Source organism: Phyllobacterium sp. P5_D12, assembly GCF_054049495.1.
Window position 1 is genome coordinate 1 of the sequence record NZ_JBFUMG010000148.1, and the last position, 9,288, is coordinate 9,288.

Below are 9,288 nucleotides of genomic sequence, written 5' to 3' on the forward strand. Positions count from 1 at the left end.
GACGAAGCCTTCGCCTTCACACAAACCTTCCGCATGGAGATCGTCACTGTAATCACGCGAACCTTGAAACTCCTCGAAGCTCATGGTCATCTCTTCAATCCCTCCAGCCGCAGTTGCCGCGTCATTTGAGGATTTGACCTGATTCGGCCGTCTGAAATCAACCCATAGTGGGTAGGGGAGGCTGATAACCACTATATTTTTGCAAGCGTCGGACGTTTTTGTGCGCGCGCGGCATCACTTTTGTCCAAACGACTTATGGCAACCGTCCGGCAAGTTGTAGCATTAGGATTGATGCAACTTGAGATAGGGAGTTCCTTTGTCACACATACGTTCTCAATGCAGCGTTGTATTATTCCCTCGGTCGATCGGGAGGACTCCCAAGTCCTGCCGGTGATCGGCCTGTACTGGGAGGAGATAGAGATCTACGAGCGCACAGCATCCCCCCGCCATGCGTTCGTCTCTCTCCTCCCTTTTTTCTCTATGAAGGCCATGCAAGGAAGCGAAATACGCCTTTCGGTGGATAGCCATATAGCTACACATACCGCAACCCGCAGCGGGTGTATTCTCGTCGCACTGACCGACTTTCGACCTTGATTGCACCCCGATTTAACGGTCAGCCTAGCTGGGAGGAGAAGAGACGCAAACGTTACGTCTTTTTCCTCCCCATTTTGCAGAAGCCCCAATGGCGGGTCTTGCGGATTTTTTCCTCAGCGCGCCCGCCTAGTGGTTTCTGCTCACGTTCAGAAAGATTGTTGCGATGTTCGCCAGATGGCCGTCGCCGCCTTCCCGGTACGCCTGACCGCCCGCTGCTGCTATCGCATCGAACAACCGGTTTCCTTCTTGCGCAGCTTTGGAGATTTCGTCGAAGAGCTGTTCGCTACTCTTTCCGTCGGTATATCTGTTGTTGACATAAGCAACCAGCAGCCGTCTCCGCCGCTCGATGTCATCGGTCATCGCGCCGTAAAAACCCCAAACAAACCACGTTTCTCCAGTTTGCATATCGGAATCGCTGATTTGATTGCGCTGCCAGTCGGGAAGCTTGGCTCGTTGTGCATCGGCTGTTCTGCTTGCCAACTCGTAGGCTTCACTGTCAGTTTTGTTGCTTCCGGATGTCATGGCAACCTCCAATAAGCCAATCGGCTGGTCCAATACATCATAGCAACATGCACAGGTTGACGACAACCTTGCCGCTCGAAGGCATCGATGATTAGTCATGGAGGTAGCGCGACAGTGGCAGAGGCGGATAACGCCGCCACTGTTCACTTGTCATTTCAAGAGAAAATGGTGCCCCCGGAGAGACTCGAACTCCCGACCCTCTGATTACAAATCAGATGCTCTACCAACTGAGCTACAAGGGCAGCGGCGTCCGCTTAGCACAAACCTTCTATCTGTAAAATGGAAAATGTCGTTTACGCCAAATAAATGCGTCTTCTGTTCGACAAGATCGCCTCACGAGCGCTGGCCATCTATCTGCATATCGAACTGGACGACGTTTGAGTAGATTGGCGTGCCAACATCCATGCCGTAGCGCGAGCGAAGTATCTTGCCTTCTACTTGAAAGGTAATCGAGTTTTTGCCGTGGTTCGCCAGGCTCGCCTGAAAGCTTGCAGGGCTGGTCTTGCCGCGCGCCGTCAGCATCCCGGCGATCTCGGCGGTATTCGGGCTGGTTTGGGTAACCTGGGTTGATTTGAACGTGATCGTCGGGAAATTGGCGGAGTCGAAAACCGCGTCGGAGCGCAGAAAATTCTCGATACGAGCTTGCCCGGTAGAAACACTTTCCGGATAGAGCGTGAAATTGATTGACGACTGGCCAATACTGGTCGGGTTGAGCTTGAAGACGCCTGAGAACTTCTTGAAGTCTCCCTTGATTCCGCCGCCGCCCACTTGCCCAACCGAGAAACCGATGCGGGAGGACGGCTGTATTTTGTAACTGCCGGCGACTTGGGAAAGTGTATCGGCCTTTGCGACGAGCGGGATGGAGGCAAGCGTAACAGCAATCGCGATCCGGGTGACCGTCGACAACAGTTGGGTAGTGGTCTTCATGATTTGACTTTCTGAGTTAGCTGCCGCTCCGGCGCCTTGCGGTGGGGATTGAGCATGCGCGTTAAGATTGCATCCCTCTTCCAGAAATGGTGGTGCAGCGCCGCAAGGATATGACCAACGGCCACTGCGGCGGAAAAATAGGCCAAATAAGCGTGAATAGCGGTCCAGAACGCTTCCGCACTGTCGGATATGCCCAAGGGAAGTGGCGGGATCACCACAAGGTTGAACATGAATGTTGGTATCTGCAGGGGCGAGCTTGAGGCTATGGCCCAGCCTGTCACCGGTATAATAAACAGGCTGAGATAGAGGATGACATGGGCTGCGTGGGCAGTTGCACGCTCCAACGGGCCCATAGTTGCGGGATCGCTTGGACGAGTGTTCGCGAATTTCCAGACAAGGCGGAGCGCTGAGAGACCAAGAACAAGAAAGCCGAAGGATTTGTGCCATTGATACAGGCTGAATTGCAGCGTGAAATCGCTTGTTCTTACCATCCAATAACCGAGCGGGATCTGACCGAGGAAAATCAGTGCGATGACCCAGTGGAAAAGGATCGATATAAGACCGAAAGACTCTTTGTTGTTGCGCAGCATATGTACACTCCGTGACGGGATTCGATTGTTGATCGATGGTCCCGATGCGAGGTGAACACTACTTGCTCAAAAAAAATTCGAACGTGTCTTTTATTTAATCTTTGCTGTTCAAGAAACGTTGCGCTGCATAAAGCGAAATGGCCGCTGCGTTCGATACATTCAGCGATTTGATCGCGCCGGGCATATCGAGCCGGGCGAGGTGGTTTACAGTTTCACGTGTTTTCTGCCGCAGGCCTTTGCCTTCGGCGCCGAGCACCAGGGCGATCCGGCCCTTGGACATCGTATTTTCCAGCTCTAACGGCCCTTCCGAATCAAGGCCGATGGTGATGAATCCGATTTCATGTAGCTCGGCGATGGCGTCAGCTAAATTTCGTACCTCGACATGGGGGATGAGTTCGAGGGCGCCAGACGCGGCTTTCGCCAGAACGCCAGATTCTTGCGGGCTGTGGCGAGCCGTCGTGATGATAGCACCGGCACCGAAGGCGACGGCCGAGCGCATGATAGCGCCGACATTGTGCGGATCGGTCACCTGATCGAGAATAAGCAGCAGCGGGCTCTCCTGCAGCGCTTTCAGCGATTGCGCCTTCAACGGTTGAGCTTCGATCATAACGCCCTGATGCACGGCCTCTGAGCCGGTCTCCTTGTCGATGGCGCGAGGCTCGACGATGTCAACGTCGAAGGGCAGGGCGTCGGTGTTGGTGATTTCCAGCCGGTCGAGGGCGTTTTTGGTAACGAGCATCCGCTTGATCTTGCGAGCCGGATTGTCCAGTGCTGCGCGTACCGTATGCAAGCCGTAGAGTCGTATCAGACCTTCCGGCGCTGGCGTGCCGCTGACGGGTGGCCGTGATGCGCGCTCCGCCTGCTGCGGTGCTCCCCCGGCCTTTTGATCGCGGAACTGGCGACGCAGCGTCGCGTAGTGTGAATCTTTTTGTGTATGGGTGGGTTTTTGATCGGCCATGGCGCGACATATAACCTTTCATTGCGCTGAACGATACATGCTTGTGGCGGAAAATTGCGCGTGCTGGTTGCTCCGCCGTCATATTTCTTTAGCCTATTTCCACAAGCCGTTCATTTTCTGCAGGGAAGTGTTGACACCATGGAGGCTAGTCGGCATAAGGCCCTCCGCAAGCAGCCGCCCGGTTATCTCCGGAAAGCTGTGTGCAGAGTGCCAAATGGCGCGGTTCCATCGGCAGTGACCGGAGGAGTGCCCGAGTGGTTAAAGGGGACGGACTGTAAATCCGTTAGCTTGGCTTACGTTGGTTCGAATCCAACCTCCTCCACCACTGCCGGAACCGACCGCCTGGCGCATAGTTCAAAGCCCGATTCGGTTTTGGAACGGTTATGCGCTATCTATGTGTTGCTGTATTCTGCCGCGTCCAAAAGATGCACGGATCAGCGAGATATGCGGGTATAGCTCAGTGGTAGAGCAGCAGCCTTCCAAGCTGAATATGCGGGTTCGATTCCCGCTACCCGCTCCAGATTTGCTGACGGACGGCGCGCTGTCTCGTCTGAACTACAAACATGGTGCCGGCCCTAGACCGGTTGTGATGACGAGAGAACGACAGTTATGGCTAAGAGCAAGTTTGAACGTAACAAGCCGCACGTCAACATTGGCACGATTGGTCACGTTGACCATGGCAAGACGTCGTTGACGGCAGCGATTACGAAGTATTTCGGTGAGTACAAGCCGTACGACCAGATTGACGCAGCGCCGGAAGAAAAGGCGCGCGGCATCACCATTTCGACGGCACACGTCGAATATGAGACGCCAGCCCGTCACTATGCGCACGTCGATTGCCCCGGCCACGCCGACTATGTGAAGAACATGATCACCGGCGCGGCACAGATGGATGGCGCGATCCTGGTCGTTTCGGCTGCCGACGGCCCGATGCCGCAGACCCGCGAGCACATCCTGCTKKCSCGTCAGGTYGGCGTTCCGGCGATCGTCGTGTTCCTGAACAAGGTCGACCAGGTTGACGATGCCGAGCTTCTCGAACTCGTTGAACTCGAAGTACGCGAGCTTCTGTCGAAGTATGATTTCCCGGGCGACGACATTCCGATCGTCAAGGGTTCGGCTTTGGCTGCACTCGAAGACAGCAACAAGGAAATCGGCGAAGACGCCGTACGTGCCTTGATGGCGGAAGTCGACAAGTACATTCCGACGCCAGAGCGTCCGATCAACCTGCCGTTCCTGATGCCGATCGAAGACGTTTTCTCGATCTCCGGCCGTGGTACGGTTGTAACGGGCCGCGTTGAACGCGGTATCGTCAAGGTTGGTGAAGAAGTCGAGATCATCGGCATCAAGCCGACGACGAAGACGACGGTGACCGGCGTCGAGATGTTCCGCAAGCTGCTYGACCAGGGCCAGGCCGGCGACAACATCGGTGCGCTGATCCGCGGCGTTGGCCGTGAAGACGTCGAGCGCGGCCAGATCCTTGCCAAGCCMGGTTCGGTCAAGCCGCACACCAAGTTCAAGGCAGAAGCCTATATCCTGACGAAGGACGAAGGTGGCCGTCACACGCCATTCTTCTCCAACTACCGTCCGCAGTTCTACTTCCGCACGACCGACGTGACGGGTGTTGTGACTTTGCCGGAAGGCACGGAAATGGTCATGCCCGGCGACAACATCGCAGTCGATGTGACGCTGATCGTGCCGATCGCCATGGAAGAGAAGCTGCGCTTCGCTATCCGTGAAGGTGGCCGCACCGTCGGTGCTGGCATCGTCTCGTCGATCATTGAGTAATTTAAGGTTTTATGCGGACGGCGCCTGTTACAAGGCGTCGCCGCTAAACAAGGAAAAGATGAAATGAACGGTCAAAACATCCGCATTCGCCTCAAGGCGTTTGATCATCGGATCCTTGACGATTCGACGCGGGAGATCGTGTCGACTGCCAAGCGTACCGGTGCCAATGTGCGCGGACCGATCCCGCTTCCTACGCGGATCGAGAAGTTCACGGTTAACCGCTCGCCGCATATCGACAAGAAAAGCCGCGAACAGTTCGAGATGCGCACTCATAAGCGTCTTCTCGATATCGTAGACCCAACGCCGCAGACAGTTGACGCGCTGATGAAGCTCGATCTTTCCGCTGGTGTTGATGTCGAGATCAAGCTGTAAGGCTTGAGGACGGAAGGACGAACCGATGCGTTCAGGTGTAATTGCACAGAAGCTGGGCATGACTCGCGTCTACAACGACGCAGGTGAGCATGTGCCGGTGACAGTACTCCGGATGGAGAATTGTCAGGTTGTGGCTCAGCGTACAGTCGAGAAGAATGGCTACACTGCCGTTCAGCTCGGTGTAGGTCTGGCCAAGGTAAAGAATACGACGAAGAGCTTGCGCGGTCATTTCGCGACGGCTTCAGTCGAGCCAAAGGCTAAAGTCGCGGAATTCCGCGTCTCTGTCGACAATCTTCTCGATGTCGGCGTTGAGATCACAGCCGAACATTACGTTGCCGGCCAGAAGGTCGATGTGACTGGTACTTCTATCGGTAAGGGTTTTGCCGGTTCCATGAAGCGCCACAACTTCGGCGGTCACCGCGCAACGCACGGTAACTCGGTCACCCACCGCGCTCACGGTTCTACCGGTCAGCGTCAGGATCCGGGCAAGGTGTTCAAGGGCAAGAAGATGGCCGGTCATATGGGTTCGACCCGTATCACCACACAGAACATCGAAGTCGTTTCGACGGACCTCGATCGTGGCCTTATTCTGGTTCGTGGTGCTGTTCCTGGTTCCAAGGGTGCATGGATACTGGTCCGCGATGCCGTCAAGGAAGCGCTGCCGGACAATGCTCCCAAGCCAGCTGGTCTCCGGGCGCTTGCAGTCGACGAGGCCGCAAACATTGAAGCAGCCGTGTCTGATGCAGAAGTCGCACAGGCAACCGAGGGAGCCGAATAATGGACCTTTCGATCACAACACTTGAAGGCAAAGAAGCCGGCAAGGTGAAACTCTCCGAGGAGATTTTCGGTCTTGAGCCGCGCGACGATATCCTTCAGCGCATGGTCCGTTACCAGCTTGCTCGCAAGCAGCAGGGCACGCACAAGGCAAAGGGCCGTTCGGAAATCGCACGGACCGGCGCCAAGATGTACAAGCAGAAGGGTACGGGCCGCGCCCGTCACCATTCGGCACGTGCTCCGCAGTTCCGCGGCGGTGGTAAGGCTCACGGTCCGGTTGTTCACAGCCACGATCATGACCTGCCGAAGAAGGTGCGCGCACTTGCACTTCGTCATGCCCTGTCCGCCAAGGTAAAGGCTTCCGACCTGATCATCGTCGATGATCTTCTGTCGACCGAAGCCAAGACCAAGGTACTTGTTTCGCAGTTCGCCAAGCTTGGCCTCGAAAATGCGCTTCTCATCGGCGGTGCCGAGATCGATGCGAATTTCCGCCGTGCCGCTTCGAACATCCCGAACATCGATGTTCTGCCAATTCAGGGCATCAATGTTTACGACATCCTGCGTCGTGGCAAGCTCGTGCTTTCCAAGGCAGCAGTTGAAGCTCTCGAGGAGCGTTTCAAATGACTGATCTTCGCCACTACGACGTGATCGTCAGCCCGGTCATTACCGAGAAGTCGACCCTGGTTTCCGAACATAACCAGGTCGTCTTCAACGTAGCCAAGAAGGCAACGAAGCCGGAAATCAAGGCCGCAGTCGAAGCGCTGTTTCGCGTGAAGGTTACTGCAGTCAATACAGCTGTGCGCAAAGGCAAGGTGAAGCGGTTCCGCGGCATCGTCGGGCGCCAGAGTGATGTCAAGAAAGCAGTCGTGACGCTTGCCGAAGGGCAGTCGATCGATGTTTCGACTGGTCTCTGAGGGGCCGTGGAGTAAAGACAATGGCACTCAAACATTATAATCCAACCACACCAAGCCAGCGTCAGCTGGTCATCGTGGACCGTTCGGAGCTTTACAAGGGCAAGCCTGTCAAGGCTCTGACCGAAGGTCTGTCGTCGAAGGGTGGTCGTAACAACACCGGTCGCATTACCGTGCGTTTCCAGGGTGGCGGGCACAAGCGCTCATACCGCTTCGTTGATTTCAAGCGTCGCAAGCACGACATCGCTGCCAAGGTCGAACGGCTTGAATACGATCCGAACCGGACCGCATTCATCGCGCTCATCCGCTACGAAGACGGTGAGCTGAGCTACATCCTGGCGCCGCAGCGTCTGGCCGTTGGCGATAGCGTTATTGCTGGCGCACAGACGGACGTGAAGCCAGGCAATGCGATGCCGCTGCAGGCAATGCCGGTCGGCACCATCATCCACAATGTGGAGATGAAGCCAGGCAAGGGCGGTCAGATCGCTCGCTCCGCCGGTACCTATGCGCAGCTCGTCGGCCGCGATCAGGGCATGGCAATCCTTCGCCTGAATTCAGGTGAACAGCGCCTCGTCCACGGTTCGTGCTTTGCGACGGTCGGTGCGGTATCGAACCCTGACCATGGCAACATCAACCTTGGTAAGGCAGGTCGCAGCCGTTGGCTTGGCCGGATGCCGCACAATCGTGGTGTTACCATGAACCCGGTCGATCACCCCCACGGTGGTGGTGAAGGCCGTACGTCAGGCGGACGTCATCCGGTTACTCCGTGGGGCAAACCCACGAAGGGCAAGAAGACGCGCTCCAATAAGTCGACGGACAAGTTCATCGCTCGTTCGCGTCATCAGCGCAAGAAGTAAGAGAGGTAGTCTGAAATGGCTCGTTCAGTTTGGAAAGGCCCGTTCATCGATGGCTATCTTCTCAAGAAGGCTGAGAAGGTACGTGAGGGCGGTCGCAGTGAAGTTATCAAGATCTGGAGCCGTCGCTCCACGATCCTGCCGCAGTTCGTCGGTCTGACCTTCGGCGTGTACAACGGTAACAAGCATGTTCCGGTTTCGGTCAACGAAGAGATGATCGGACACAAGTTTGGTGAATTCGCTCCGACGCGTACCTATTACGGGCACGGCGCGGACAAGAAAGCGAAGAGGAAATAACGATGGGCAAGGCTAAGGCTCCGCGCCAGCTTAAGGACAACGAGGCGAAAGCCGTTGCCCGCACGCTCCGCATCAGCCCTCAGAAGCTTAATCTGGTGGCTGCTCTTATCCGTGGCAAGAAGGTAAACGCCGCTCTTGCCGACCTGGAATTTTCGCGCAAGCGCATTGCAGGCACGGTGAAAAAGACTCTCGAATCGGCTATCGCCAACGCAGAAAACAACCATGACCTGGATGTTGATACACTGGTTGTTGCTGAAGCCTATGTAGGCAAGTCAGTCGTGATGAAGCGCTTCCATGTTCGTGGTCGCGGTCGTGCAAGCCGGATCGAGAAGCCATTCTCGCATCTGACGATCGTCGTTCGCGAAGCTGAGGAAAAAGGGGAGGCCGCATAATGGGCCAGAAGATTAATCCGATTGGCTTCCGCCTCGGCATCAACCGCACCTGGGACTCGCGTTGGTACGCGAACACCGGTGAATACGGCAAGCTGCTGCATGAAGACCTGAAGATCCGCAAGTATCTGATGGACGAACTGAAGCAGGCAGCCATCTCCAAGGTGGTGATCGAGCGTCCGCACAAGAAGTGCCGCGTCACGATCCATGCTGCACGTCCGGGTCTGATCATCGGCAAGAAGGGCGCCGATATCGAGAAGTTGCGCCGCAAGCTGTCAGAAATGACCAATGGCGACACAACGCTCAATATCGTTG

Annotated in this window: 13 protein-coding genes and 3 tRNA genes; 11 read left to right on the forward strand and 5 right to left on the reverse strand. The window is 55.9% G+C overall.

The genetic code is table 11. The features are described 5' to 3' along the window. Positions 1-720 precede the first annotated feature (720 nt). From ACXJ5O_RS11975 to rlmB, 5 genes are all read right to left on the reverse strand, one after another. Positions 721-1,116 carry a hypothetical protein gene (locus ACXJ5O_RS11975; protein WP_457300089.1) on the reverse strand — a complete coding sequence of 132 codons (396 nt, stop codon included), beginning with the start codon at positions 1,114-1,116 and terminating at the stop codon, positions 721-723. 166 nt (positions 1,117-1,282) lie between these two features. Beyond that, positions 1,283-1,358, reverse strand: a tRNA-Thr gene (locus ACXJ5O_RS11980). Between the two features lie 91 nt (positions 1,359-1,449). Continuing rightward, positions 1,450-2,043, reverse strand: coding sequence for a YceI family protein (locus ACXJ5O_RS11985; protein WP_457300090.1), 594 nt, complete (start codon positions 2,041-2,043; stop codon positions 1,450-1,452). After that, positions 2,040-2,633: a cytochrome b gene (locus ACXJ5O_RS11990; RefSeq protein ID WP_112530956.1), complete on the reverse strand. Its 594-nt coding sequence runs from the start codon at positions 2,631-2,633 to the stop codon at positions 2,040-2,042. The genes ACXJ5O_RS11985 and ACXJ5O_RS11990 overlap by 4 nt, the downstream gene beginning before the upstream one ends. Positions 2,634-2,727: 94 nt before the next feature. Beyond that, positions 2,728-3,591, reverse strand: a complete 864-nt coding sequence (rlmB, locus tag ACXJ5O_RS11995) for a 23S rRNA (guanosine(2251)-2'-O)-methyltransferase RlmB (RefSeq protein ID WP_457300091.1) — start codon at positions 3,589-3,591, stop codon at positions 2,728-2,730. A 240-nt stretch (positions 3,592-3,831) separates the two neighbouring features. On the opposite strand from rlmB, the gene ACXJ5O_RS12000 reads away from it, so the two are divergent. The 11 genes from ACXJ5O_RS12000 to rpsC all read left to right on the forward strand — a co-directional run. After that, a tRNA-Tyr gene (locus tag ACXJ5O_RS12000) sits at positions 3,832-3,916 on the forward strand. Between the two features lie 121 nt (positions 3,917-4,037). Continuing rightward, positions 4,038-4,111 (forward strand) — tRNA-Gly (locus ACXJ5O_RS12005). 89 nt (positions 4,112-4,200) lie between these two features. After that, positions 4,201-5,376 carry an elongation factor Tu gene (gene tuf / locus ACXJ5O_RS12010; protein ID WP_457300092.1) on the forward strand — a complete coding sequence of 392 codons (1,176 nt, stop codon included), beginning with the start codon at positions 4,201-4,203 and terminating at the stop codon, positions 5,374-5,376. A 63-nt stretch (positions 5,377-5,439) separates the two neighbouring features. Beyond that, positions 5,440-5,748 carry a 30S ribosomal protein S10 gene (gene rpsJ, locus ACXJ5O_RS12015; protein WP_008124902.1) on the forward strand — a complete coding sequence of 103 codons (309 nt, stop codon included), beginning with the start codon at positions 5,440-5,442 and terminating at the stop codon, positions 5,746-5,748. A gap of 25 nt (positions 5,749-5,773) precedes the next feature. Next, on the forward strand, positions 5,774-6,526 hold the full coding sequence (gene rplC / locus ACXJ5O_RS12020; RefSeq protein ID WP_114429382.1) for a 50S ribosomal protein L3: 753 nt from the start codon (positions 5,774-5,776) through the stop codon (positions 6,524-6,526). Continuing rightward, the gene (gene rplD / locus ACXJ5O_RS12025) at positions 6,526-7,146 is read left to right on the forward strand and encodes a 50S ribosomal protein L4 (protein ID WP_262293442.1); all 621 of its coding nucleotides are present in this window, start codon (positions 6,526-6,528) and stop codon (positions 7,144-7,146) included. Before rplC ends, rplD begins: the two co-directional genes overlap by 1 nt. Continuing rightward, positions 7,143-7,436, forward strand: coding sequence for a 50S ribosomal protein L23 (locus ACXJ5O_RS12030; protein WP_106716810.1), 294 nt, complete (start codon positions 7,143-7,145; stop codon positions 7,434-7,436). The genes rplD and ACXJ5O_RS12030 overlap by 4 nt, the downstream gene beginning before the upstream one ends. A 20-nt stretch (positions 7,437-7,456) precedes the next feature. Beyond that, positions 7,457-8,290, forward strand: a complete 834-nt coding sequence (gene rplB, locus ACXJ5O_RS12035; RefSeq protein WP_457300093.1) for a 50S ribosomal protein L2 — start codon at positions 7,457-7,459, stop codon at positions 8,288-8,290. Between the two features lie 15 nt (positions 8,291-8,305). Beyond that, positions 8,306-8,584 carry a 30S ribosomal protein S19 gene (rpsS, locus tag ACXJ5O_RS12040; protein ID WP_008124912.1) on the forward strand — a complete coding sequence of 93 codons (279 nt, stop codon included), beginning with the start codon at positions 8,306-8,308 and terminating at the stop codon, positions 8,582-8,584. Between the two features lie 2 nt (positions 8,585-8,586). Continuing rightward, a complete protein-coding gene (gene rplV, locus ACXJ5O_RS12045; RefSeq protein ID WP_112526903.1) occupies positions 8,587-8,976 on the forward strand; it encodes a 50S ribosomal protein L22 in 390 nt (129 codons plus the stop codon). Then, on the forward strand, positions 8,976-9,288 hold a 313-nt coding region (gene rpsC / locus ACXJ5O_RS12050; RefSeq protein ID WP_457300094.1), incomplete at its 3' end, for a 30S ribosomal protein S3. The genes rplV and rpsC, both read left to right, overlap by 1 nt.

Bases quoted from the DNA above. Each gene is read 5' to 3' on its own strand.
- ACXJ5O_RS11975 (WP_457300089.1), bottom strand. From the start codon at position 1,116: ATGACATCCGGAAGCAACAAAACTGACAGTGAAGCCTACGAGTTGGCA.
- ACXJ5O_RS11985 (WP_457300090.1), bottom strand. From the start codon at position 2,043: ATGAAGACCACTACCCAACTGTTGTCGACGGTCACCCGGATCGCGATT.
- ACXJ5O_RS11990 (WP_112530956.1), bottom strand. From the start codon at position 2,633: ATGCTGCGCAACAACAAAGAGTCTTTCGGTCTTATATCGATCCTTTTC.
- rlmB (WP_457300091.1), bottom strand. From the start codon at position 3,591: ATGGCCGATCAAAAACCCACCCATACACAAAAAGATTCACACTACGCG.
- rpsJ (WP_008124902.1), top strand. From the start codon at position 5,440: ATGAACGGTCAAAACATCCGCATTCGCCTCAAGGCGTTTGATCATCGG.
- rplC (WP_114429382.1), top strand. From the start codon at position 5,774: ATGCGTTCAGGTGTAATTGCACAGAAGCTGGGCATGACTCGCGTCTAC.
- rplD (WP_262293442.1), top strand. From the start codon at position 6,526: ATGGACCTTTCGATCACAACACTTGAAGGCAAAGAAGCCGGCAAGGTG.
- ACXJ5O_RS12030 (WP_106716810.1), top strand. From the start codon at position 7,143: ATGACTGATCTTCGCCACTACGACGTGATCGTCAGCCCGGTCATTACC.
- rplB (WP_457300093.1), top strand. From the start codon at position 7,457: ATGGCACTCAAACATTATAATCCAACCACACCAAGCCAGCGTCAGCTG.
- rpsS (WP_008124912.1), top strand. From the start codon at position 8,306: ATGGCTCGTTCAGTTTGGAAAGGCCCGTTCATCGATGGCTATCTTCTC.
- rplV (WP_112526903.1), top strand. From the start codon at position 8,587: ATGGGCAAGGCTAAGGCTCCGCGCCAGCTTAAGGACAACGAGGCGAAA.